At 61.3% G+C, this 25441-nt stretch carries 20 protein-coding genes; 11 read left to right on the forward strand and 9 right to left on the reverse strand.

Features of this window, described 5'->3' with window-relative positions:
- The first annotated feature begins 22 nt into the window (after positions 1 to 22).
- Together ACIOTL_RS00395 and ACIOTL_RS00400 are read left to right on the forward strand one after the other, a co-directional pair.
- Positions 23 to 2152, forward strand: a complete 2130-nt coding sequence (locus ACIOTL_RS00395) for a DUF6807 family protein (protein WP_400341221.1) — start codon at positions 23 to 25, stop codon at positions 2150 to 2152.
- A 2-nt stretch (positions 2153 to 2154) separates the two neighbouring features.
- Positions 2155 to 3249: a Xaa-Pro peptidase family protein gene (locus ACIOTL_RS00400; RefSeq protein WP_105656294.1), complete on the forward strand. Its 1095-nt coding sequence runs from the start codon at positions 2155 to 2157 to the stop codon at positions 3247 to 3249.
- 75 nt (positions 3250 to 3324) lie between these two features.
- Here ACIOTL_RS00400 and ACIOTL_RS00405 read toward each other — a convergent pair whose 3' ends face one another.
- The 4 genes from ACIOTL_RS00405 to ACIOTL_RS00420 all read right to left on the reverse strand — a co-directional run bounded on the left by ACIOTL_RS00405 (position 3325) and on the right by ACIOTL_RS00420 (position 7593).
- Positions 3325 to 4233, reverse strand: coding sequence for an NAD-dependent epimerase/dehydratase family protein (locus tag ACIOTL_RS00405; RefSeq protein ID WP_400341231.1), 909 nt, complete (start codon positions 4231 to 4233; stop codon positions 3325 to 3327).
- Between the two features lie 8 nt (positions 4234 to 4241).
- Positions 4242 to 5597, reverse strand: a complete 1356-nt coding sequence (locus ACIOTL_RS00410) for a Gfo/Idh/MocA family protein (RefSeq protein ID WP_400341233.1) — start codon at positions 5595 to 5597, stop codon at positions 4242 to 4244.
- 96 nt (positions 5598 to 5693) lie between these two features.
- A complete protein-coding gene (locus ACIOTL_RS00415) occupies positions 5694 to 6674 on the reverse strand; it encodes a carbohydrate ABC transporter permease (RefSeq protein ID WP_286134060.1) in 981 nt (326 codons plus the stop codon).
- A complete protein-coding gene (locus tag ACIOTL_RS00420; protein WP_105656291.1) occupies positions 6667 to 7593 on the reverse strand; it encodes a carbohydrate ABC transporter permease in 927 nt (308 codons plus the stop codon). The genes ACIOTL_RS00415 and ACIOTL_RS00420 overlap by 8 nt, the downstream gene beginning before the upstream one ends.
- Before the next feature lie 280 nt (positions 7594 to 7873).
- Between ACIOTL_RS00420 and ACIOTL_RS00425 the strand changes: the two genes are divergently transcribed.
- The 3 genes from ACIOTL_RS00425 (at position 7874) to ACIOTL_RS00435 (ending at position 11271) form a co-directional block, all read left to right on the forward strand.
- Entirely contained in the window at positions 7874 to 9097 is a 1224-nt protein-coding gene (locus tag ACIOTL_RS00425; protein ID WP_400341235.1) for a mandelate racemase/muconate lactonizing enzyme family protein, read from the forward strand.
- Between the two features lie 260 nt (positions 9098 to 9357).
- On the forward strand, positions 9358 to 10491 hold the full coding sequence (locus ACIOTL_RS00430) for a mandelate racemase/muconate lactonizing enzyme family protein (RefSeq protein ID WP_105656289.1): 1134 nt from the start codon (positions 9358 to 9360) through the stop codon (positions 10489 to 10491).
- A 66-nt stretch (positions 10492 to 10557) separates the two neighbouring features.
- Positions 10558 to 11271: a FadR/GntR family transcriptional regulator gene (locus ACIOTL_RS00435; RefSeq protein ID WP_105656288.1), complete on the forward strand. Its 714-nt coding sequence runs from the start codon at positions 10558 to 10560 to the stop codon at positions 11269 to 11271.
- A 94-nt stretch (positions 11272 to 11365) separates the two neighbouring features.
- Here ACIOTL_RS00435 and ACIOTL_RS00440 read toward each other — a convergent pair whose 3' ends face one another.
- The 5 genes from ACIOTL_RS00440 to ACIOTL_RS00460 all read right to left on the reverse strand — a co-directional run bounded on the left by ACIOTL_RS00440 (position 11366) and on the right by ACIOTL_RS00460 (position 16719).
- Complete coding sequence (locus ACIOTL_RS00440) at positions 11366 to 12724, reverse strand: gluconate:H+ symporter (protein ID WP_400341237.1); 1359 nt, start codon at positions 12722 to 12724, stop codon at positions 11366 to 11368.
- Positions 12725 to 13144: 420 nt separating this feature from the next.
- The gene (locus ACIOTL_RS00445) at positions 13145 to 13537 is read right to left on the reverse strand and encodes a universal stress protein (protein ID WP_105656286.1); all 393 of its coding nucleotides are present in this window, start codon (positions 13535 to 13537) and stop codon (positions 13145 to 13147) included.
- Positions 13534 to 15063, reverse strand: coding sequence for a tripartite tricarboxylate transporter permease (locus tag ACIOTL_RS00450; RefSeq protein ID WP_400341238.1), 1530 nt, complete (start codon positions 15061 to 15063; stop codon positions 13534 to 13536). The genes ACIOTL_RS00445 and ACIOTL_RS00450 overlap by 4 nt, the downstream gene beginning before the upstream one ends.
- A 23-nt stretch (positions 15064 to 15086) precedes the next feature.
- Complete coding sequence (locus ACIOTL_RS00455) at positions 15087 to 15671, reverse strand: tripartite tricarboxylate transporter TctB family protein (protein ID WP_400341240.1); 585 nt, start codon at positions 15669 to 15671, stop codon at positions 15087 to 15089.
- A gap of 49 nt (positions 15672 to 15720) precedes the next feature.
- Entirely contained in the window at positions 15721 to 16719 is a 999-nt protein-coding gene (locus ACIOTL_RS00460; RefSeq protein ID WP_105661987.1) for a tripartite tricarboxylate transporter substrate binding protein, read from the reverse strand.
- A 151-nt stretch (positions 16720 to 16870) separates the two neighbouring features.
- Here ACIOTL_RS00460 and ACIOTL_RS00465 point away from each other — a divergent pair, with 151 nt between their 5' ends.
- From ACIOTL_RS00465 to ACIOTL_RS00490, 6 genes are all read left to right on the forward strand, one after another.
- Positions 16871 to 17761 (forward strand): LysR family transcriptional regulator, encoded by an 891-nt coding sequence (locus tag ACIOTL_RS00465; RefSeq protein WP_105656282.1) that lies wholly within the window; start codon positions 16871 to 16873, stop codon positions 17759 to 17761.
- Positions 17762 to 17899: 138 nt separating this feature from the next.
- On the forward strand, positions 17900 to 18838 hold the full coding sequence (kdgD, locus tag ACIOTL_RS00470) for a 5-dehydro-4-deoxyglucarate dehydratase (protein ID WP_400341242.1): 939 nt from the start codon (positions 17900 to 17902) through the stop codon (positions 18836 to 18838).
- 50 nt (positions 18839 to 18888) lie between these two features.
- Positions 18889 to 20490 carry an aldehyde dehydrogenase (NADP(+)) gene (locus tag ACIOTL_RS00475; RefSeq protein WP_400341244.1) on the forward strand — a complete coding sequence of 534 codons (1602 nt, stop codon included), beginning with the start codon at positions 18889 to 18891 and terminating at the stop codon, positions 20488 to 20490.
- Positions 20491 to 20493: 3 nt separating this feature from the next.
- A complete protein-coding gene (locus ACIOTL_RS00480; protein ID WP_400341245.1) occupies positions 20494 to 21822 on the forward strand; it encodes an enolase C-terminal domain-like protein in 1329 nt (442 codons plus the stop codon).
- Positions 21823 to 21944: 122 nt separating this feature from the next.
- Positions 21945 to 22886: an AEC family transporter gene (locus ACIOTL_RS00485; RefSeq protein WP_400341247.1), complete on the forward strand. Its 942-nt coding sequence runs from the start codon at positions 21945 to 21947 to the stop codon at positions 22884 to 22886.
- A gap of 579 nt (positions 22887 to 23465) precedes the next feature.
- A complete protein-coding gene (locus ACIOTL_RS00490) occupies positions 23466 to 25427 on the forward strand; it encodes a S8 family peptidase (RefSeq protein WP_400341249.1) in 1962 nt (653 codons plus the stop codon).
- Positions 25428 to 25441 lie beyond the last annotated feature (14 nt).

Raw genomic sequence — 25441 nt, forward strand, 5'->3', positions numbered from 1 at the left:
CGAATATCTCTGAAGGAACACGATGAATCAGCAAGCCACCGCAGCGGGATCTGGAACGACTAGTGCCCTGGCAGCGCCAACTGCTCCTGCGGTGGTGCTGATTGGTCTGAACGGATTCGGACGCCAGCATCTGGCAAATATCCATCGACTCGCAGCCGAGGAGAAAATCACGTTCCTTGCCGGCATCGATCCGGTCGATCCCGGGAAAGAGATTCGCGGCAAGGACACGCACGTGTTCGCCGACTTTGATGCTTTCCTCAGCTCCGGATTAACCCCGGACATCATCATTATTTCAACGCCGATCAGTACGCATGCCGACCTGGCGATGAGGGCCTTGCGTACGGGTGCAGATCTCTACCTCGAAAAACCGCCGACAGCGACCCTGGATCAGTATTCACGCCTGCTGCAAGCCGCGGCCGATGCTGGCGCCCACGTGCAGGTAGGGTTCCAGGCCCTTGGCTCGACAGCCTTGAAAACCATAGATGGGTTCTTCGCCGATAACGCAAAGAACTCTCCCATCGGGGCCCTTCGTGCGGTGGGTGCCAGTGGAAATTGGCTCCGCACCACGGGCTACTATGAACGTTCGCCTTGGGCAGGACATCGGAAACTCGACGGCGTCGAGATTGCCGACGGTGTAGTGACCAATCCCCTGGCCCACGCGGTCGCCAGCGCCTTGCACATCGCCGGAGCGCGCAAAGCCCAGGATGTCGCCCATCTGGCCACCGAGCTGTATCACGCCCACAGCATCGAAGCAGACGATACCTCCGTGGTGCGCGTGCAAACGAGCACCGGAATCCCCGTCATTGCCGCGCTGACCGTTTGCGCCAGTGAACAGCAGGATCCATGGATCACCATCTATGGCACCGAAGGCACCGCAACCTTGTACTACACCCGTGATGAGCTGCTGGTTCGACCCAACCCGGACTTGGGGCTTCCAGAATCTTCTGAAGTTTTCGGACGAGTCAACCTTCTCGAGAACCTCGTCGAGGTGCGCAACGGCAGCGAAACCGAACTCTTGAGCTCTTTGGCGTCGGCCGGTGCTTTCATGCGCGTCCTCGAGCAGATACGGACCTCGGATACTCCAACTCAGATCGCGGAAGAGCAGGTTATCCCTGCAGGGGATGGAGCAGATTTCCACCCAGTGATACCGAACATCGAACGATTCATCGACCGGGCGGTGGCGGCGCAGTCCAGTTTCTCTTCGCTCGGAGCGCCTTGGGCCTTGCCAGCGAAAACCAGTGGCTCGTTGTCGCTGATCCATCCCGCAACGGGGAAGCAGCGCACCCTTGCGGAGTTGCGGACGGGAGAAGATATTTCCCGCACCAATTCACCGCGTCCTTTCTTGGATAACCTGAAGACTTTCAACGGAGTTGTGGTCAGTGAGCAGCAACCGCTTGACCACACCTGGCATCTAGGTGTCGGGGTTGCATTGCAAGATGTGAACGGGACCAATTTCTGGGGTGGGCGCACCTACACCCGCGACGCCTCACGCTACATATGGCGTGCGGACCATGGACATATCCGTACAGCGTCCAATGCGTTCGCCCGCAATGGCAGCGCTTTGGATTCGCAGCTTGAATGGGTCAGCCACGAACAGGAAATCCTGCTCGATGAGCACCGTTCAATTGAGCTCAATGCATTTGAGGACCACGAAAGCGCCATCACTGGCTGGAGCCTGGATTTCAGTTTCAGGCTCTCGGCGCGCGAACGCCAAGTGTCGCTTGGCTCTCCGGGTACCAACGGCCGTCACAACGGCGGCTACGGAGGTTTCTTCTGGCGTCTGCCGCCAATCGCTGATCCACAGATTTTTACCCCATCGGCTACCGGGGAATCGCAAGTCCACGGTGTGCACAGTCCATGGCTCGCCTTCAGTGCCACGTTCTCTTCGGACTCGGTGGGTTTGGCTGATCTTGCTGAAGGACACGGGGATGCCACCATCATTTTCTGCAGTGAGCATGATGACCCATGGTTTGTTCGCAGTTCTGGATATCCGGGTGTCGGCAGTTCGCTGGCCTGGTCTACACCGGTTGTGCTGGACCCTCAGGAAGCGATAACCCGCCAAGTTCGAGTACTCGTGGTTGATGGGAGGGTCCCGGTGCAGACCGTGGCCCTGCTAGCCCGAAAATACGGTTCAGGTTCCAAGGAAGGCTGATTGTGCCCACCACCGCCACTCATGAATACGCAAAGAAGCATGCCCAACTGGTCGAGCTCATCAGAAGCCGCGATGGGCAGTATCTGCTTCTCTCAACCCCCGCTTCGCTTGCCTGGCTCTTGGGCGGTGCCCGCACGCACGTATCTCTTGCGGCACCACCCATTGCCAGGGTTCTGGTTCATGCCCAGGGGTGCGAGCTTGCCACGTCCGTGAGCGAAGCTGCACGGATCCAGCGAGAAGAGCTCGGCAACGTGGAACAAGTTTCGGTGCATGTCACCGCCTGGTACCAGGATCTCGACAATGTCCGAGAATGGTTTCCAGCGGCGAGCGGACAAAAGATCCTCAGCGAGCGGGAAATCGAGTCCGATTTGCGAGCTCTTCGCTCAGCACTCAATGAAACTGAGATTAATAGGTATCGCGCTCTTTGCCGCGACACGGCTGCGCTCATGACCCAAGTGCTGTCGGCCGCCCGTAGCGATGATTCCGAGTTCGACGTGGCAGCCAAGCTGACAGCTGGAGCCGTCGTCCAAGGAGGCGAAGTGCTCGTTGCCTTGGTCAGCGGCGATTCACGTGCCGCAGCCCGGCACCCCCTGCCCACCGCGGCCCCGCTCGGAGGCAAAGCCATGGCAGTGCTGTGCGTAAGACGTCATGGGCTCATTGCCAACATCACCAGGTGGGTGCGATTCGGTGCGCCGACGCCTCAGGAACTCTCTGGAGAAGACGACATCCTGGCTGTCGAGGCAGATATCCTTGCGGCAATTCGCCCTGGCGGCGTTCTCGGTGAATTATTGCCCGTCATCCAGGAATCCTACCCGGAGCATGGTTTCGATGCCGGGGAATGGTCGTTGCATCATCAAGGCGGCATTGCCGGCTACAACGGACGAGATCCCCGGCTCACCCCAGGAGCAACTGATCTCTTCCAGTTGAACCAGGCTTTTGCGTTCAATCCCAGTGCAGCACGCGATGGTCTGGCGTTCAAAGTTGAGGACACCATGCTGCTGACCGAGTCCGGGGATTTTGAGGTTCTCACCTTCGATCCGCTCTGGCCCTCAAACCTGGTTAACGGTTTGCCACGGCCAGCAGTACTTCAACGCTAAGCACACCCTAAACAATTATTGGCTGGGAAATCCTTTTGAGGTTTCCCAGCCAATAATTTTATGTACCGATGCCTTTTATACGGTGGCCTTCAATTCCGAGCGCCAGCTGCGTTTCGGTTCCCAGCCAAGGACATCTCGCGCTTTCTGGATACTGAAGGCAGGGCTATCCGTGGTGAGTCCCGCTGCGACGTCCTCGAGCTCCGGATAAATCTCTGGGATCAGCTCTGCGAGCGGACGCGTTGCCATGGCATCCTTTGCACCAACGAAGAACACCGAGCCATTCTCTACGCGGTCAAACCGTTCAAGCAGTACCAGCAGGAAATCTGCCACGTCCCGCGCATCAACGTAATTGAATAGCGCAGGCGCTGACAAGCGAGGATCTTGTAGGCGCTCAGCAACAGTGTGTCCCTGCTGCGTTGGAGCGCCGGCCCACTCTTCCTCTGCGATCACATAGCAGGGCCTGAAGGAAGCGAACTTCACCGAACTTGCCGGTCCCATTTTCGCTGCGAACATGGCGGCAATCTGCTCGGCTACGAATTTGGAAAGCCCATAAGCATGCCATGGCTTGGGAACTTCGTTTTCATCAAGAGGCAGCTTCTCCGGCACCCATCCGCCCGGAGAACCATAGCCCATTATTGATGGGCTGGAGGCCAGCACGACCCTGGTAGCACCGGCCTCCACTGCCGCCGAGGTGACGTTATGGGCAATGGTCGCGTTCGTGTGCAGAAGCACCTCTTCCGGGGCCATGAAAGGAACAGCCATTGCCGCGAGGGACACCACCGCTTGCGGAGCAAGCTGCTCGAATAGCGCATGCGTAGCCTTCGCATCTATCAGATCGATGCAGTGATACTCCACGCCATCGAGAGGTTCTTCCGGAATCTGCCTGTCAAGAGAGATCACTTCATGCCCTGCGTGAGAAAACCCCGCGAGCACGGCACGGCCTAAACGCCCTGCTCCCCCGGTGATGACGACTTTTTCACCCATGGCTCCGTTTACACCTTGGCCTTCGGTTGAAACGAAATGTCCACGCCCAGGCCAGCACTCCCGACGTCCACGAGCTGCCTGGTTTCCAGCGATTGATTTCCGCAAATCCCGACAGCAATGGCGCGCACACCGTCGATGAATCCGGCTTGCCGCGCATATCCATCCTCGTTGGCTCCGCGGAAGAGCTCTTCGAGCAGGAGCTTGTCGCCGCCACCATGCGATCCATTCGAGTTTTCGATCTGAATCTCCACTGCTTCTTCCCAATGCCGCTGCAAAAGCAATCTCTCGCCTTTCGACCTGGCATTGCCGCTCTGGCCATCATTGCTATATGAAGGATCCACCGGATGCCCGCCGGCCGCGGGCAGTACTGCTGCCCGTTCGACAACGTCCAGTTCCAGGCGTCCTTCCGTCCCGTTCACCGCAACCCGGTATCCTTCCCATGGGCTGTGCGCGTTCAGGGAATATGAAAGCACCGGTCCGTTTTGATACTCAGCAGTCAGGCTCAAATTGTCTTCGATGGTGATCTCGCCATTGAAGACTCCCTGGTCTCGGCGGTACCCATCAAAGTGTTCGTTCTCTAGATAGAGCTTTTCCAACCGCTCATCGCTGCGAAGATCCAAATCAAACGGATCCTTATCGCTTAGCCCGTGGGTACCGCGTTCGTTGGCTTGGCGGCCCCTGAACTCTGCGTTGTCGGGCCCGTAGAACTTCAGCCCTCCTGTTGCAAAGACCTTCTGCGGTGAATCGTCGAGCCACCAATTGACCAGATCGAAATGATGGCTGGACTTATGGATTAGCAAGCCGCCAGAGTTTTCCTTGAGTCGATGCCATCGGCGAAAGTAGTCTGCTCCGTGAACGGTATCCAGCATCCAGTTGAAGTCCACGGATGTGACTTGGCCGATTTTCCCATCGTCGATGGCCTTCTTCAGGGCTGTATTCCGAGGAGAATAACGGTAGTTAAACGTGACCACGATTTCATGGCCGCTTTCTTCCACCGCCCGAGCTATACGAGCGGTGCTCGGCGCATCAATTGTTAGTGGTTTCTCAACTATCACATCGGCGCCGGCATACAGAGCGGTGCAGATCAGCTCAGCATGCGTGTAGTCCGGGCTCGTGATGATTACCCGGTCAATGTGGCGTTCTCGAATGACTTTGGCCAAGTCTTGCGGGTCAAAGGACCCAACCTTCTCGCCGAAGGTCTGTTCAACTACGTCTTGGTAGTACTCGATTCGCCCCTGGTTGGTATCTGCCAATGCGACAAGTTCAGCGACGTCGCTATGTTCACCGAAGATAGCAGTCAGGTACATTTCGCATCGGTTCCCTGTGCCGATCAGTACGTAGCTGGTGCGTGATGAGCTTCCCATGCGGTTTCTCCTACGATAAGTTTCTGGCGCTTGTGTCTGGTATCGGTCGAGGCCACTGGCCTAGCGCTGTTGTCCTAGGCCAGTGGCATATTCCTGCTATTTGATACCAGTAGTTGCGATGCCCTTGACCAGGTATTTCTGCCCGAAGAGGAAGGCAAGGAATACAGGGACCAACGTGACGATCGACATTGCGAACAGTGCGCCCCAGTTGGATTCTCCGGTGGAGTCTATGAATGCGTTGAGCGCAACTTGCACGGTGTAATTACTCGGGTTGGTGAGGTAGATCAGTGAGGTAAAGAAGTCGCTCCAGGTCCAGATGAACGTGAAGATTGCCGTAGTTGCCAAGGCTGGAACCATAAGCGGCAGGATGATCTGCAGGAAGATCCGTGGATGGCCGGCGCCATCGATTCGGGCTGCTTCATCCATATCCTTAGGGATTCCTCGGATGAATTGGATCATCAGGAAGATGAAGAACCCGTCCGTGGCAAGCAGTTTCGGAACGATGATTGGCCAGAAGGTATTGACCCAGCCGATCTGAGAAAACATGATGTACTGCGGAACGATAATCACGTGGATCGGCAGCATAATGGTCATCAGCATCAGCGCGAACATAATCTTCTTGAACTTGAAGTCAAGCCTGGCAAATGCGTATGCCGCCATGGAGCAGGACACCAAGTTGCCAAGGATGCATCCCAAAACCAAAATCGCAGAGTTCATCAAGTACTTGCTGAAAGGTTCAGACAGCGCGTTCCAACCGCTGGGGTAGTTATTCCAGTCCACCTGGGAAATAACCAAACCGGCCTCGCGGAAGATCAGGTCGTTCGGGCGGAAGGAGCTAGCTACCATCCACAGCAATGGATAGATCATGACTCCGGCACCCAGGATCAGCAGCGCATGCTTTAGCAATGAGCGCATTGAAACCTTGAACTTCGGGCTCTTACCCTTTACGGTCTTGCCTCGTTCATCAGTACCGCCAACCGGCGGCTTTTTTCCGAGAAGTTCTTCCTCATCAAGCACGAGTTCTTGCGGTGACCCACCGCGTACTTGCGAATCTGGAAGTGAAGTTTGATTAGTCATCGTAAAACACCCAATACTTAGAAACGAAGAAGTTCACAGCGGTAAATGCACCAACTATGAGCACCAGGAGCCATGCCATGGCTGAGGCATAACCCATATCGAACTGTTTGAATCCTTGCTGGTACAGGTAGAGCGTGAAGAACATGGTGGAATCGGCAGGACCGCCCGATCCATTGGACACGATGAAAGCTTGAGTGAAGTTCTGGAAGGCCCCAATGATCTGCAGGACCAGGTTGAAGAAAATAATGGGGCTAATCATCGGCAACGTGATACTCAGGAACTGCCGCCATTTGCTCGCCCCATCAATGGAGGCTGCTTCGTAATACATCATGGGAACTTGACGCAGACCCGCAAGGAAGATCACCATCGGTGAGCCGAAGGTCCACACGTTGAGCAAGATCAGGCTTCCAAGTGACGTGTTTGGATCGGAGATCCATCCAATGCCTTGGATACCGACCAATTCCAAGAGCTGATTCACCAGGCCGGTGGTACCGAAAATCTGCTTCCACAGCACTGCGATTGCAACTGAGGAACCCAGCATGGAAGGCAGGTAGAAAATTGAGCGGTAAAAAGAGAGCCCGCGCATTCCCCGGTCAAGCAAGATTGCTACGGCGAGGGCCACTGCCAGCTGCAACGGAACACCGATCAAAACGTAGGTGAACGTGACCCGCAATGAATTATGCAGCCGCTGGTCGTCGAGCATCCGTTCAATGTTCTCAAACCCTGAAAAGGACGGAGCCTGCAAAAGGTTGTAGTCCGTAAACGCAAGATACAGCGACATGGCCATGGGCCCCAGGGTGATAAGGAATAACCCGATCGTCCACGGAATGAGGAAGATATGCGCTGCCTTGTTGTCCTTGGGAGGGACTTTGCGGCCATTGTTCTTGCTGAGGTTCTGCAGTTCGGCAATGGCGCTCATTGACCACTACCTCCTTTCGACGAAACGCGAAGGCAGCCCTTACGAATCGGGACCGACATGAGTGACTCCTTGCTAGAAGCGCTTGGTGAAGATGATTCGAAATCGACTTCAGGAATGCGCTTTCCAATCTCTATTCCTCAACGCTAAACTAAACACCAACGTGAGGTCAACCACACTGGCGAGATCGGTTTGAGGAATCGCCTCGGAGCCACCGCTGGACGCCATCACACGGTGCGAACAGTCGCTGGATGCGTCCATATGAAAATAGGAGATCAGTAAAATGTCGCAGGCCAAAGACGGTTTAAGTGACACTATCGTGTCAATAGAGCTCTATTGGATATCACTGCCTTTTGATGCCGCGCGGCGAAGCCAGGAAGATTCCAATGCGGAATCAATCGATGCTTTCAATGCATCATCACGCACGTTGACCCAGATGGAATCATTAATGGTGAAGGTGCACACCGCGGATGGGTTCACCGGCTGGGGCGAAGCCTTCGGCCACAAATCCAATCCCGCGACATGGGCTGCCCTTGAACAGATCGTGGCCCCCTTTTTCTTGGGGCGTTCATCGGCCCTCGACGGGAGCATTGCCTCGGCCGAATATGCATTCCACGCCTTCGGACGCACCGGCCCCATTCACTTTGCACTATCCGCAGTGGACATCGCTCTTTGGGATATAGCGGCACGTCGCGCAGGACAGACGCTGCGGGAATTCATCAATATCGATTCCCGCCATGAAATCAATGCCTATGCGTCTTTGGTCCACTATGCCGAGGATCCGCAGGAGGTTGCTTTTCATCTTTCCAGGGCTTTGGAACACGGATTCAAGGCGTTCAAAATCCATGAGTCCTCGATTCCAGCCATCAAGGCCGCACGGCAGGCCGTGGGCTCCCACCCGCTGATGGTCGATGTCAATTGCAAGTGGCATCATCCAGCCGAAGCAGGGTCGTCGATTGCTGCCATGGCGGACCTGGAGCTGCTGTGGATCGAAGAACCGATCTTCCCGCCAGATGATTCGCAATCACTAGCCGCCCTCAATGCTCGTTTCGGCAACGTCTCCGGTGGAGAAAACCATTCAGGGGTCCAGGGGCTGACCTCGGATATGGAACTCGGCGCCCTGCAGTTTGCCCAGCCGAGCGTCGGAAAGATTGGCGGACTCAGCGCCATGCTCAAAATTCGCGAGGCGGGTCAACGGCTTAATGTCCATGTGGTGCCGCACTGCTTCTACTACGGTCCGGCCCTCCTGGCCACCGCGCAGCTGATCGCCGCAGACCAAGAAGTCCAGCTTGCCAACGGGTCGCTCCGTCCGGAATTGGAAATCCCCTTCCTCGGTTGGGAAACCCAGCTCCACCCTTGGCATGCGCCGCATCAGGGGAAACTCACCAACGAGGGTACGATCCGCCTGCCAACGGAAGCCGGGCTCGGTTTCACTCCGGATCCAGTCGTTCTTGAAAACCATGCCCTCAAGCATCTGGTCTTGACCACTGCGCCTTGCGAAGGATAAATGATCCGGCAAGGCAATAGCCGCTTCAGGCATTGCGGACAGCCCGCGATTGCCTGGAGCCCCGCCGTCCAGACGGGAACCTTCCGCGGCTCCAAGCATCCGAGCGGCAGCTCCGGGCGCATTCGACCACAGAGAAGAAAGGGGCAGCAGGCCACCGAAGAAAACACTCGAAAAATCACTTGTGTAATAAGTTTCTTACTTATAGGATAAGTAATTAAATGAGCTTACCCCCACAGTGATCCCAACAGGAGATTCCCGCCATGACCTATACCCCCGACGCCATCCGCCACGTCAAGCTTTCAACGGCCCGGTTGCCGCTGGCCACACCGATCTCCGATGCGAAAGTTTTCACCGGTCGCCAGAAGCCAATGACCGAGGTGGTCTTCCTCTTCGCGGAGATCACCACGGAACAGGGCCATGAGGGTTTCGGGTTCTCCTACTCCAAGCGGGCTGGCGGTCCTGCACAGTACGCCCATGCCAAGGAAGTCGCACAAGCGATGATTGGCGAAGATCCAAGTGACATCGCCAAGTTGTACACCAAGCTCCTCTGGGCCGGCGCTTCGGTGGGCCGCTCTGGTGTGGCGACCCAGGCGTTGGCCGCACTTGATATCGCGCTCTACGACATGAAAGCCAAGCGCGCGGGGCTTCCGCTAGCCAAGTTCCTCGGCTCCCACCGCGATTCGGTGCGCACCTACAATACTTCCGGCGGCTTCTTGAACGCCAGCATCGAGGAGGTCAAGGATCGGGCTACCCAGTCCATCGAGGAAGGGATCGGCGGCATCAAGATCAAGGTCGGCCTGCCGGACAGCGCCGAAGACCTGCGCCGCGTTGCCGCAGTGCGCGAGCATATTGGCCCGGATTTCCCGCTCATGGTCGACGCCAACCAGCAATGGGACCGCGCTACCGCATTGCGCATGGGGCGCAGGCTCGAGGAGTTCAACCTCGTCTGGATCGAAGAACCGCTGGATGCCTACGATGCTGAAGGCCATGCGGCCCTGACCGCTGCCCTGGATACGCCAATAGCCACAGGAGAGATGCTTGCTTCGGTATCCGAGCACGAACGCTTGATTGCCGCACGCGCCTGCGACATCATCCAGCCTGACGCTCCCCGGGTTGGTGGCATCACCCAGTTCCAGAGACTGGCAACTTTCGCTGACCAGGCTGGGCTGGATCTGGCACCGCACTTCGCAATGGAAATCCACTTGCATCTGGCAGCAGCGTACCCGCGCGAGCCTTGGGTGGAGCACTTCGACTGGCTCGACCCGCTGTTCAATGAGCACTTGGAAACCAAGGACGGCCGGATGATCGTTCCGAACAGGCCAGGGCTCGGCTTCACCCTGAGCGACCAGGCCCGCGCGTGGACCACCGAAACCGCGCAATTCGGCACCGCCTGAGTCCCCATGACTGGACCTTCGCGCCGGAACCGCCTGCCAGGCGGTTCCGGCGCTTATCCTTTAAGCATGCACAACGCCAAACCCAATCTGGCATCGGCCTTGGTCGGGCACCTGCGCGCGCAGATCAGCGGCGGGGCCATTCCTCCGGGACAGAAGCTGCCCAGCGAGAACGAGCTGATCGCCGAGCACGGGGTATCGCGCACCGTGGTCCGCGAGGCCATTACCCGACTGCAGGCCGAAGGGCTGGTCTACACGCGGCGCGGCGCGGGCAGCTTCGCTTTGACTCCTCCACCGCCCGCCGAGCCTGCCGCTCAAGCACTGGTTCCGCGTACCGTCGAGGAACGCCGCCAGTTGATCGAGTACCGGGTGGGTTTCGAGACCGAGGCCGCCGCCGTCGCGGCCCGCTCCCGCACCGCGCAGGATTTGTCCGCAATGGACCAGGCCCTGCGGGGCTTCGAGGCTGCAGCGGGCAATGCGGCGGTGAGCATGAGCTGCGATTTCGAGTTCCACCTGGCCGTGGCCAGGGCTACCGGCAATCCCTACTTCGGCCAGGCTGTGGAGAATTTCGGTCCCTCCATGATCGCGATGCCGCGCGGCCGGCTGGATTCGGCCGACACGATCACCGCCGACCGGCTGGGTTCGGTGGCCGCAGAGCACCGCGCCGTGCGTGATGCCATTGCCTCCGGCGACCCGCACATGGCGGCCGCGGCCATGCGCATGCATCTGGGCAACTCCATGCTGCGGCTGCAATCCGAAGCGGGGCTCGGCCCCGCGCTTTAGGGCCGGGACGCGGAAAAGACCTCCGGCTGGCCGTGGCAGCTGCCATCAGCTCCATGTCGCCGAGAGGTCTTTCCTTCAAAGTTCCGTACCGGGCCTAGGTGATCACCAGGTCCAGTGCGAAGACCCCGAGCAACCCGAGTACCGCCAACGTCGTGGTGTAGGTGGTGCGCACCGCGAGCGCCTGCCCGACATTGAGGTTGAAATACTCCTTGAACATCCAGAAGCCCGGGTCGTTCACGTGGCTGAAGGCGATCGAGCCGCAGGCGGTGGCCAGCACCATCAGCTCAGGCGACGCTCCGGTGGCCGCGACCAGCGGTGCGGCGACGCCGGCGGCGGTCGATACCGCCACCGTAGCTGATCCCAGCGCGATGCGCAGGATCACCGCAATGATCCAGGCCAGGAACAGCGGGCTGAGATTCCACCCCGCAGTGGTGTCCGCAATGTAGTCGGCAATGCCGGCGGAAACCAGCACCTGCTTGAAGGCGCCGCCGGCGCCGATGACCAGCAGGATCATGGCCATGGCCCGCGCGGCCTCGCTCATCGACTTGGCGACCTGCGCCATGGAACGGTTGTTCAGCGGGCCGAAGGCGGCAATCGCCACCAGCAGGGCGATCAGCAACGCAATTTCCGCCGAGCCCAGCAGCGCGAGCACATCGTCGGCCTCCTCGCTCAGCGTCACGGTCATGCGCAGGATTTCCGAACCGGCAATCAGCACGATGGGCAGCAGCGCCACCAGGAAGGACAAGGCGCCCGAGGGCAGCTCGTCGTCGGCGAAGTCCTTTTCCGCGAGCAGCCCCGAGGGCATCTGCGGGTTCATCTGCCGCACGAAGGACAGCCGCGGCCAGGCCATCGCAATGGCCACACCGGCCGGAATGGCGATGAGCAGGCCGTAGGCCAGCGTCAATCCGACCGATGCGTTGTACAGCCCGGCCACTGCGGTCGGACCCGGGTGCGGGGGCAAGAAGGAATGCATGGTGGACAGCGAGATGGACATGGGCAGGCCCACCCACAGCAGGTTGACCTTGGTGGCGCGCACCAGGGTGAAGGCGACCGGCACCAGGATCACGAACGCGACCTCGTAGAACATGGTCACGCCGATCAGCATCGCGGAAATGATCATGGCCCACTGCACGCCACGCTCGCCGAAGACCGAGAGGATCTTGCGGGCAATGCGCTGCGCCGCCCCGGCGTCGCCCATGACGCGGCCAATCATGGCGCCTAGGCCGATGACGACGGCGGTGCTTCCCAGCTGCCCGCCCAGGCCCTCGGTGATGATCTCCGGGATGTCAGCGACGCCCGCGGGCTCGCCGTCCACGCTCAGCGATCCGGTGGCGACGGCCCAGAAGGCCACGAGGGTGGCGACGAGGATCAGGGCGATGAATCCGTTGAGCTTGAACCTCATCATGAGGATCAGCAGCACGACTACCGCCAGCGCTACGACAAGCAGGGGCATAAAGGGGCTCCGATCTGGGGAATACTTTGGAAAAGGGTGGAATCTCGGCATCGCGGGTGGCGGCGAGGGCTTGGGTTTACGTGAGCTGCCGCATATCGCCATGTGCCTGTAGTCACGTTAGTAAGCCGGGATCGCTCCCGTCCAAGACTCGATCCGCATGTTTTGATACCCAGCCGGCATCGCGTTGCGTGCCCGGGTGTCGGCCATCCCCGCGATCCCGCGACATTCCGGCACTCCGCGCCCGGTAGCGCATTCGGCTCGGCGTTTCGGCGCTCCCCGGGAACCGTTCATTGAGTGACGAGCCTCACAATAGTTGAAGCGCTGCAACCATTGAGGAGCCACCGGACCGTGGACGCGCAAAGGCCGCGGAAGGCTTCCATTGAAGCCGTCCGCGGCCTTTGGCAGCGGTGCGGTGGCGGGTCAGCCGGCCTTGACGGCCAGCACCGGATGCTGCGCCTGCAGCAGGATTCGCTGGGCGTGCGAGCCCATGATGAACTTGCCCACCTGGCTGCGCTGGCGCAGCCCGATGACGATCAAGGACACCTCGTGCTTCTCGGCCAGCCCCAGGAACTCCTCGGTCAGGTCATCACGGTAGCTGGACTCCACGATGCGAGCCTCGACTCCCGCCGCGGCGGCAGCTAGCAGCACGCGTTCCAGGTCCTCGGGCGAAGCGGTGTGCTTGTCCACCAGCGACCCCTCGCGCGAGGAGTTCACGATCAGCAACGGTTCGGCGCGCAGCTTCGCCTCGATGATGGCCGCGTCGACGGCGGCCTGCCCTACTGGGGTGGGGACGTATCCCACGATGATGCTCATGCGTTTTCCTTTTCCTTTACGGCCTGCACGGCCACCAAGCGGTTCTTGCGCTGATCGATGGCGGACTTGATCATCGGCCACACGGCCACGAACACGAACACCACCAGCAGCGTTGCGGAGATGGGTCGGGACAGGAAGCCCGAGGGGTCGCCTTCCAGCACCAGCAGGGATCGGCGCAGGTTGGATTCCAGCAAGCTGCCCAGCACGAACGCCAGCACCAGCGGGCCGGGCTCGAAACCGAATTTCTTCATCAGGTAGCCCACGGCGCCGAACATGACCACCAGCATCACGTCGAACATGGAGTTGCGGATGGTGTACGCGCCCAGCAGGGTGATCAACGCCGTGATCGGCGCCAGGATCGCGGCGCGGATGCGCAGGATCCGCACAAACACGCCGATCAGCGGGATCGACATGATCAGCAGCAGGATGTTGCCGATATACATCGAGTTCACCACGCCCCAGAACAATTCCGGGTCATTGGAGATCAGCTGCGGGCCGGGGGTGACCCCCTGGATCAGCAGCGCCCCGAAGATGATCGCCATTGTCGCATTCGCAGGAATGCCCAGAGTCAGCAATGGGATGAACGAGCTGGTCGCCGCCGCATTGTTCGCGGTTTCCGGTCCGGCGACACCCTCGATCGCCCCCTTGCCGAAGCGCGTAGGGTCCTTGGCGGTCTTCTTCTCCAGCGCGTAGGAGGCCAGCGAGGAGATCGTCGCGCCGCCGCCAGGCAAGATGCCCAGGAAGAAGCCGAGCACCGACCCGCGGCCGATCGCCCCGGAGGCCTGCTTCAGGTCCTGGCGCCGCGGCCACACGTTGGCCACCTTCAGCGGGGCGGACACGGCCCGGTGCCGCTCCTCCAGGTTGTAGAGGATCTCGCCCACGCCGAACAGGCCCATGGCGATCGGCACGAAGTCGATCCCGTCGGCCAGCGACAGGTTGCCGAAGGTGAAGCGCTCGGCCCCGGTGAAGCCGTCGCGACCCACCGTGGCCAGGAACAGGCCCAACGCCGCGGCGATGATCGCCTTGATCTTGGAGCCTCCGGAGATGGTGGCCACCAGCAAGATGCCCAGCAGCGCCAGTGCTGTGTACTCCGGCGGGCCGAAGTCCAGCGCGAAACTGGCCACCAGCGGAGCCAGGAAGGTCAGGCCCACAATGGCGATCGTGCCGCCAATAAACGAGCCGATGGCGGCAATGCCCAGTGCGGTGCCGGCCCGGCCCTGCTTGGCCATGACATAGCCGTCGAAGACCGTCACCACCGAGCTGGCCTCGCCGGGAAGGCGCAGCAGCACCGAGGTGATCGTGCCGCCGTACTGGGCACCGTAGAAGATGCCGGCCAGCATGATGATGGCGGTCACCGGCTCGACACCGTAGGTCAACGGCAGCAGGATCGCGATCGTGGCCGCCGGGCCCAGGCCCGGCAGCACGCCGATCAGCATGCCAATGACAACGCCGAGCAGGGAATACAAGAGGTTTGTGGGGTCCAGGACGGTGCCGAAGCCGTCCAGGACTGGTCCGAAGAAGTCCATGGGAGTCAACCTTTAATTGCGACTTAGAACAGTCGGGGAATCGTGGTGCCGAGCGCGGCAATGAAGATGGCGTAGAAGGCCACGACCACCAGCACCGAATACAAGGCGGCAGAGCGCCAGCGCTCACCGCCCAGCCAGCGCATCCACACGAAGCACAGCAGCAGCGCGGGAATCTCGAAGCCGATCAGCGGCATGAGCACCACCATCAGGATCAGGGTGGCGAAACCAATGACGGTGTACCAGCTCATGGCACTGAACTTCTCCCCGTCCTTCCCGCCGCGCCTGCCCACGATGAGCTGCACCACGGCCATGACCGAGGCAATCAGCGTGACGATGAAGGGCCACATCCCGGCGCTGGGCGCCGCGGGAGTGCCCAGTCCCAGGCCAACGGACAGCGCCATGCCGGCGCAGCCCAGCCCGAGAACCACCAGACTGGAGGCAAGGTTCGCCACCGGCCCGGCCGGTTCCGGGGCCTCGGCTTCCCACTGGGCGGCGAGTTCCTCCGGGGTCAGCGCCTCGGGCGACGAATCGTCCTCGGGCTGCACCGGGCCGGATTCCGCGCGGGGCGCGGCGGACACCGGCGGGCGTTCAACGTGTTTGGCTTGCATGATGTCCTCCTGTGCTTGAAGTGTTCCGGATCAGCTGGCTGCCGGGAGGCTACTTGCCGGCCAGCGAGATGTCGTACTCATCGGTCAGTTCCTTGTACTTCGCGGCCAGCTCATTCCATTCGGCGGTGACTTCCTCGCCGGAAATCTCGTTCGGAGTCAGCATGTTCTTCTCGTTGAACGAGGTGTAGGTGTCCGTGGCTACCGCGTCCTTGATGGAGGCCACCAGCTTCTGCTTGGCGTCATCGCTCAGGCCCTTCGGGGCTGCGATGGCGCGGTACTGGGAGACCGGGACTTCATAGCCTGCCTCGATGGCGGTGGGCACATCGGGAAGGAACTCATTGCGCTCGGAGGAGAAGACCACGATCGGGGTGACGGTGCCGGCGTCGATTTGCGGCTTGGCTTCGCCCAGCTGCACCGTGGAGACTTGCACCTGGTCGCCCATGACGGCGGTCAGTGCCGGGGAGCCCGAGTCGAATGGTACTGTGGTGCCTTCGATGCCCGCCTGGGCCAGGATCAGTTCCTGGGCCAGCTGCGAGCCGGTGCCCACGCCGGTAGTGCCGAAGGACAGCTTCTTGCCGCTGTTCTTGATGTCATCGAAGTTCTCCATCCCCGACTTGGTGCTGGCTACCATGACGTAGTCATCCTGGCTCAGTCCCATGAGGACATCGAGGTCATCGAGCGAAACCGCCTCGTCCGCGGATACCGCCAGCGGGGTAATGGTGATCAACGAGGCGTTGAGCAGCACGAGGTTCTGCCCGTCCGGGGCCATGGCCGCCACTTCTTCGGTGGCCAGCGCGCCGTTGGCGCCCGGCTTGTTCACCACGGGCAGGGCCACGCCCAGGGAATCCGCCATGCCGTCCGCCGCGGCGCGCGCGATCAGGTCGGTGGAGCCGCCAGGCGCCTGGCCGACGGTCAGGGTGATGGGGCCGCTGGGGAATTCGGCGGAGGCCGAGCCCCCGCCGACGTTGCCGCCGCAGGCGGAAAGCGCTAGTACCGCGCCAGTGGCTGAGAGGGCGAGCAGCGAACGGCGAGTCAAGCGGTTTTTCATGGGAAGTTCTCCTGTGGTGTCGAGTGCGGGACCCCGGCCGAGGCCTCGAGTGAGACAGCTCACCTTGCTGGTCTTGGAGTCAAGCGTAGAAACTTGAAGTGATGCATGTCCAAGGTTGAATGTGCATAGAATGATTCCAGAAAGGTATCAAATGTTTACTCTGGACCAAGCACGAAGTTTCGTTGCCGTTGCCGAAGAATTGCACTTCGGCCGTGCCGCCGAGCGGCTGAACATGACCCAGCCGCCGCTGAGCCGGCAGATCCAGAAACTCGAGCGCACGGTCGGCGTGGAACTGCTCGAGCGCGACAACCGCCGCGTGGCCCTCACCGCGGCGGGCCATGCTTTCCTCCAGGATGCCCGCCGGCTGGTCGTGGCCGCCGAGCGTGCCCCGGACAATGCCCGCCGCATCGCCGCCGGCCAGCTGGGCGAGCTGCGCATCGGCTTCACCGCAGCCTCGGGCTTCAGCCTGCTCGGCCCGCTGCTGGGAGAAATCTCGGCGCAGATGCCGCAGGTGCACCTGGAGCTGTCGGAAATGGTGACCGGCGAGCAGGTGGACGCCCTGCTGGACGGCGACATCGACCTGGGCTTGGCCCGCCCGCCCTTCGACGAGAAGCTCTTCGAGTCCGCGCTGCTGTTAACCGAGGGACTCTACGTGGCGGTGCCCTCCGGCCACCGGCTGGCCCGGCTGCAGCGGGAAGTACTGTTCGATGACCTGCGCAACGAACCGCTGATCATGCACTCCCCCACCAAGGCCCGCTACTTCTACGACCTGGTGGTTCGCCGCGTCGACATCGAGCACAAGAACGTGCGCCATACCGTCAGCCAGGTGCTGACCATGCTCGCGCTGGTCTCCGCCGGGCGCGGTATTGCTTTCGTCCCGGAGAGTGCCAAGCTGCTGGGCGTGGGCGGGGTCAGCTACCTGCGGCTGGGCGAGGTTACCGACGATCCGGTGCAGCTGCACGCCATCTGGAGCAAGTCCTCGCGCAATCCGGCGCTGGAACGGGTGGTCTCGATCGTGCGCCACGCGCTGCACGCTGAATGATGCACACTGGGTATCAAACAATACAAATATGGCCTTGGACAGGCATCATAGAGGGTTCCTAGGCTGAGGGTAATACCAATGCACCACCCCCAGCTTTCCCGCCTCGCCTGATGCGGGAACCAGTCAAAGGAACAAACCATGGCCCAGTACACCCCCGCCGAACTTGCCTCCAAGCTCAAGGACGGGTTGCTCTCCTTCCCGGTCACCGCATTCGACGCGAACCTGGAAATCGACGAGGCCGCGTACCGCAACCACCTGGCCTGGCAGTCCAGCTTCGACGTCGCGGGACTGTTCGCCGCCGGAGGCACCGGCGAAGGCTTCACGCTGACCCCGGCAGAGGCCTCGCGTGTGGTCCGCATGGCAGTGGAAGAAGCCGGCTCCAAGGTTCCGGTGCTGGCCTCGGCCGGCGGTTCGACCAAGCAGGCCATCCAGAACGCGCAAGACGCCGAGGCTGCAGGGGCCGAGGGCCTGCTGCTGCTGCCGCCGTACCTGACTGAATGCGACCAGGAAGGGCTCTACCAGCACGCGTCGGCCATCTGCGCATCGACGACGACCGGCGTGATCGTCTACAACCGCGCCAACGCGATCTATTCGGCGGACACCGTGGCCCGGCTAGCCGATAACCACGAGAACTTCATCGGCTTCAAGGACGCGCTGGGCGACATCGAGCACCTGACCAAGGTGTACGCCAAGAACGGCGACCGCCTGTTCTACCTGGGCGGGCTGCCTACCGCGGAGACCTTCGCGCTGCCGCTGCTGCAGCTGGGCATGAGCACCTACTCCTCGGCCATGTACAACTTCGTCCCGGAATTCGCGCTGGACTTCTACAAGGATGTGCGCGCCCAGGACCTGACCGCGGTCAACGAGAAGCTGAACCGCTTCGTGCTGCCGTACCTGGAAATCCGCGACCGCGTCAAGGGTTACGGCGTATCCATCGTCAAGGGCGGGCTGAAGGCCATCGGCCGCGACTCCGGCTCGGTGCGCCCGCCGCTGCAGGATCTGACCGAGCAGGACCTGGCGGACCTGTCCGCGCTGATCCAGCAGGCAGGCATCGTTCCCGCCGGCGCGAGCCTCTGACCAGCACTGGCACTTTACGACACACCAATCAGTCGACTCAGGAGCAATTCATGAGCACAACCACGCAGAACCTCACCGGCCAGTCCATCCTCGCCGGCGCCAGCACCGAAGGCAACGGGCGCAAGGTCAACGGCTATAATCCGGCGACCAACGAGCGCCTGGAACCTGCCTACAGCCTCATCGATGAGCAGCAGCTGAAGCTGGCCACCGCTGCGGCGGCCGAGGCCTTCGAGTCCTTCCGGTCCTTGGAACCGTCGAAGCACGCAGAGTTCCTGGAAGCCATCGCGGAGAACATCGAGGCAGTGGGCGCCGAACTGGTCGCTCGCGCCATGGCCGAAACCGGCTTGCCCGAGGCGCGCCTGACCGGCGAGCGCGGACGCACCACCGGTCAGCTGCGGCTGTTCGCGCAGGTGGTGCGTCAGGGCGACCAGCACGGCGTGCGCGTGGACCCGGCTCTGCCCGAGCGCACCCCGGCCCCGCGCGTGGACATCCGGCAGCGCAAGATCCCGGTGGGCCCGGTCGCGGTGTTCGGCGCGTCGAACTTCCCGCTGGCGTTCTCCACCGCCGGCGGCGACACCGCCAGCGCGCTGGCCGCTGGTTGCCCGGTGGTCTTCAAGGCCCACAATGCGCACCCCGGAACCAGCGAGATTGTTGGCCATGCCATCAGCAAGGCCGTCGCCGACTTCGGGCTGCACCCGGGGGTCTTCTCCCTGGTTTATGGCCCCGGCGCGTCGATCGGCCAAGCCCTGGTGAAGGATCCGGCCATCAAGGCCGTGGGCTTCACCGGTTCGCGGGCCGGCGGCACCGCCCTGATGGCCGCCGCGGCCGCGCGACCGGAACCCATCCCGGTGTATGCCGAGATGAGCTCCATCAACCCGGTGATTTTCTTCGAGGGAGCATTGGCTCAGGATCCCGTTGCGCAGGCCAAGGCCTACTTGGCTTCTGTTGTCGGTTCTTCCGGCCAGCTGTGCACCGCACCGGGACTCGTCTTTGTTCCCGCCGGAGCTGCCGGCGACGCATTCGCCCGCGCTGTCAGCGGCCAGGCACCGGAAACTTCCGGGCAGACGATGCTCACCGAGGGAATCTACAATTCCTGGACCGCTGGTGTCCAAGCGCTCGGCAGCCAGGACGGTGTCGAACTGCTGGGCCGCGGCACCGAAGGGGCAACCGAGAACGCTCCGGCACCGGCCATCTACACCGCTGGAGTGGAGCAGCTGCTGGCCAACCCCGTGCTGCAAGACGAAATCTTCGGAGCCGCCTCGCTGGTGATTCGCTACGCCGATGCCGCACAGCTGCAAACCGCGCTGGGCCGGCTGGAAGGCCAGCTCACCGCCACCTTGCAGCTGAACGATTCGGATCACGAAGCCGCAGGGCAGATCATCGGGACGCTGGAAACCAAGGTCGGGCGCATCCTGGTCAACGGATGGCCAACCGGTGTGGAAGTGGGCCACGCGATGGTGCACGGAGGTCCGTTCCCGGCGACGTCCGACCCGCGGACCACCTCGGTGGGCACCCTGGCCATCGAGCGCTTCCTGCGCCCGGTCGCCTACCAGAACTTCCCGGAAGCGCTCTTGCCCAAGCCCATCGCGGAAGACAATCCGTGGAATCTGACCCGTCGGATCGACGGCGTCCTGCAGGCGAAAGGCGAATAATCCATGACTTCCCAGCCCACCATTGCCTCGGTGAAGGTCATCCCGGTCGCCGGGCATGACTCCATGCTGCTGAACCTCTCCGGGGCGCACGGGCCGTTCTTCACCCGCAATATCGCCATCCTCACTGACTCCGAGGGCCGCACGGGCCTCGGCGAGGTGCCCGGCGGCGAAGCGATCCGTTCGACCATAGAGGAGGCCGGCACGCTGATTACCGGCGCCCCTGTGGCGACTTACCGTTCGCTGCTGCGCCAGGTGGCAGCCCGCTTCGCAGACCTCGATTCCGGCGGACGCGGTGCACAGACCTTCGATTTGCGCACCACCGTTCACGCAGTCACCGCACTTGAATCTGCACTGCTGGATTTGCACGGCCAGTTCCTCGGAGTGCCGGCGGCCGAACTGCTCGGCGACGGGCAGCAGCGCGACGCTGTACCGATGCTCGGCTACCTGTTCTACGTGGGCAACCCGGATACGACGGATCTGCCGTATCTGCGCGAACCGCAAGGCAGGGACGACTGGGAGCGCTTGCGCCGCGAGGAAGCCATGACGCCAGAAGCCGTGGTGCGCCTGGCCGAGGCGGCTCAGGCCCGTTACGGGTTCAAGGATTTCAAGCTGAAGGGCGGCGTCCAGGACGGGGACTCCGAGGTCGATGCTGTCATCGCTTTGAAAGAACGCTTCCCCGAGGCCCGGATCACGCTTGACCCCAATGGCGGCTGGCTACTCGAAGATGCTATCCGGCTTGGCAAGCGCATGCGCGGAGTGGTGGCCTACGCCGAAGATCCGTGCGGCCCTGAAGGCCGCTTCTCGGGCCGCGAGGTCATGAGCGAATTCCGCCGGGCGACCGGTCTGCAGACCGCCACGAACATGATTGCGACTGACTGGCGCGAAATGGCGCACGCGGTGCGCACCAATGCGGTAGACATCCCCCTGGCAGATCCGCATTTCTGGACCATGTCCGGTTCAGTGCGCGTTGCCCAGCTGTGCAACGAGTTCGGACTGACTTGGGGGTCGCACTCGAACAACCACTTCGACATCTCGCTGGCGATGTTCACCCAGGTCGGCGCCGCTGCTCCGGGCGAGATCACGGCACTCGATACCCACTGGATCTGGCAGGATGGACAGGGCCTGACCGAGGAACCATTGGTGATTCGGGACGGAGAGATCAAGGTTCCGCAGCGGTCCGGCTTGGGTGTCAGCCTGGACATGGATCGGGTCGCCCAAGCCCACGAACTGTACCTGGAACATGGGTTGGGCTCGCGTGACGACTCGGTGTCCATGCAATACCTGATTCCCGGCTGGACCTTCGATTCGAAGAGTCCCGCGCTGGTTCGCTGATGGGCTGCCAGGGAATCTGAATAATGCACCGTGGACGGTAGAGGGAGCTTTCGCACCCTCGCCGTCCACGGCTTCGAGAAGCCCCGGAGCTGGGAACACCAGTACCGGGCGGGAAAGGCAATATGCAAGGAGTTCTACAGGGATTCTCCGTTGTCTTGATCCTCATCGGCATCGGCCTGCTGATGTCGGTCGCACTGCCGCGACAACGCGCGGCCATTGCCCAGGGGCTCACCCCGCTCATCTTCTACATCACCAACCCCGCCCTGATGTTCACCCTGCTTGCCAGTACCGATCTGCATGCGGTGGTTGGTGTATTCACCCCGACAGCCTTGATGGTTGCGGTGCTGACCGGCTCCGCTTATGCATTGGTCGCGCGGCTGGCCTTCAAGACTCCAGCTCATCGGCTGCCCGTTGCGGCCATGTCCACGAGTTATGTGAATGCTGGAAATATCGGTGTGCCGCTGGCCCTTTATGCGGTGGGCAGCACCAGTCCCGTAGTGTCGGTGCTCATCGCGCAGTTGCTGATCATCGCTCCCGTCTACCTGTGCATGTTCGCGGTGCTCTCCCGCGCCAAGTCCGGTGGCGCGGATGGCCTGCCCGGTGCGAAAATGATCCTCAAGTCCATCGCCAACCCTGTCACTATTGCGACCTTCCTCGGTGCGGTGTTCTCCTTCTTTGGCCTGGCACTGCCCGAAGTCATTCATGCGCCAGTGCAAATGATTGGCGACGCATCCATCCCCCTGTTGCTGATGTCCTTTGGAATGGCGCTATACGGCCAGCGTCCATTGTCAGATAAGAACCTGCGCGGCGAAATCTATCTGGCGACCGCGTTCAAGGTGTTCTTCATGCCTTTGCTCGCCTGGCTCGTTGCCCGCTTCGTTTTCGGCCTATCAGGAATCGAACTTCTCGGAGTGGTGATCATGGCGGCGCTTCCAACCGCGCAAAACGTCTTGCTGTTTGCCCAGCAATTCAAGCTGCCCGTCGCCGTGCCGCGCGAAGTGGTGCTGGCAAGCACCCTGCTGACCTTTCCCAGTGTGCTGGTCATTGCCTTCTTGCTGGGCTAGATACGTGCAGCACCGGTATTCGCTCCGGTGGGCATCTTGAGCTTGCCGAAGCAAGCCGTTGCCAGCTGTCTCCCGAAGGGTAACTCGGCGGAACTGATTAGTTGGCGAAGCCTCCAGCCGATGAGCTGGCACCAAGGCGCTATCGGCCATCGCACGGTGCCGAATCCGGAGGGACGCCATTTATTCAATGAATTAGCCAAGATACCTAGCACGCTTGGACCACGGCTTCGACGCTAGGAGAGCTGGATCCCGGAATGTACTCCTAGCGTGAAACACCTTTGGAAAGATAGCGTTCGCTATGCAAATAATTATGTGTTTTCCATGGTCAGTGCGGATCTGAAAATTTCGAACTCCGCAAACATGCAGATAACCATCATTCATTTTTCGAATCTGCGAGTCCGACGGGATAGTTCCACAGAAATATGTGAAACACCTTTTTAGTACATGAGCGAATATAAAAGATTTATTTGAGAAGTACTTCCTTTAGGAGTTGCCGAGCAGTTACGCTCCTACCGGCACACACCACATCGATTGATCACCGACCTTTGTGCGCCCAAAAACCCTACAAGGAGAACATCAATGGCACGTTTTTCTACCCCTCTTCGGAGAACCCTGGCCGTCTCCGCGGCCGTAGTGATCGGCATGAGCGGCTTCGGCGCTGGCGCCTTGCCAGCTACCGCCTCCCCCGTATCGGCTCCCGCTGAAAAGTCCCTCCCCAAGGCAAATGGCGAAGACAAGGTCAAGATCGGTTCGGTTCAATCAGGCGAGGCCTACGACCAATTCATCGTCACCTACAAGGCTTCAGCCACGCAGACGGGCAAGTCCTCCCGCGCCAAGGCCTGGGGCAAAGCAGCCAAGGCAGCAGGCGTTACCGTCAAGGAAATGCGAGCCATGGCCACCGGCAGCTTCGTGGTGAAGGCCGACAAGAAACTCAAGGGCAACGGCGCCAAGGAGTTCATGGCCGATATTGCGCAGTCTGGTCTCGTGGAATCGGTGGAACCCGATGCCATCATGAAGATTTCCATGACGCCTAACGACACCCGGTACGGCGAGCAGTGGCACTACAGCGGCACCAACGGGATGCGCTTGCCTTCGGCCTGGGACATCGCCACCGGCGAGGGCAGCATCGTCGCAGTCCTGGATACCGGCATCACCTCGCACTCGGACCTGAACGCCAACATCGTTTCCGGCTACGACTTCGTCTCCAGCTCTGCCTCGGCCCGCGACGGCAACGGCCGCGACGCGAACCCCCAGGACGAGGGCGACTGGTACGCCGCCGGTGAATGCGGCGGCAGCTACTCGGGCAATTCCTCCTGGCACGGCACCCACGTGGCCGGCACCGTAGCCGCAGTCACCAACAACTCCAGCGGCGTGGCCGGAGTTGCCCCGGATGCCAAGATCCAGCCAGTCCGCGTCCTGGCCAAGTGCGGCGGCAGCCTGTCCGACATCGCCGATGCCATCATTTGGGCCTCGGGCGGTGCGGTCCCGGGAATTGCCAATAACCCAACCCCGGCAGACACCATCAACATGTCCCTGGGCGGTGGCGGCGCTTGCGGAACTACCTACCAGGCGGCCATCAACGCCGCGGTTTCGCGCGGCACCTCGGTGGTAGTTGCCGCCGGCAACGAAAGCCAGAACGCTTCGAATTCCCGCCCGGCCAACTGCGAAAACGTCATTACCGTAGCGGCAAGCAACCCTTCGGGCGCTCCGTCGTACTACACGAACTACGGCTCGGCCGTTGACGTCACCGCACCTGGTGGCGACACCCGCTACGTCGGCCAAGGCGTGCTGTCCACCATCAATACCGGCACCACTACTCCATCCAGCCAGGGCTATGCCTTCTACCAGGGCACTTCCATGGCCACCCCGCACGTAGCGGGCATGGTCGCACTGATGAAGTCGGCAGACCCTGGGATGTCCCCCGCCTCCGTGGAAACTGCGTTGAAGCAGGGCACCCGCGCGATGCCAGGCGGTTGCAGCATCGGTTGCGGCGCCGGACTGGTGGATGCCGCCAAGATCATGAATGCCCTGGACGGCAGCAACCCAACACCAACCCCGGAGCCAACTCCGGATCCGGAGCCAAGCGGCAACCTGCTGAAGAATGCTGGCTTCGAGAACGGGGCGGATTACTGGACCGCCAACCGCGCCGACATCTTCGAGTCCGGCTCGGCAGCCCGCTCCGGCAGCGGACTAGCTGGGCTGAACGGTTGGGGCAACTCCAACACCTACACCCTGGACCAGAAGGTCGCCATCCCGGCAGATGCCACCAATGCGCAGCTGGAGTTCTACCTGCATGTGCTGACCAATGAAACTACTGCCTATAGCCAGTACGACAAGCTGACCGTACAGGTTCTGGACGGCTACGGAACCTACAACGTGGGCACCTGGTCGAACTTGGATGCCGGCTCGTCCTACGAACTGCAGGCCGTTGACCTGAACAACTTCCGCGGTAAGACCGTTACTTTGCGTTTCAAGGGCGTGGAAGACAGCTCGCAGGCTACCTTGTTCCGCATTGATGATGCATCGGTAGCCGCCAGCTAGAGGATCGACCAGAA

Source organism: Glutamicibacter sp. NPDC087673 (genome assembly GCF_044743255.1).
Classification (GTDB): Bacteria; Actinomycetota; Actinomycetes; order Actinomycetales; family Micrococcaceae; genus Glutamicibacter.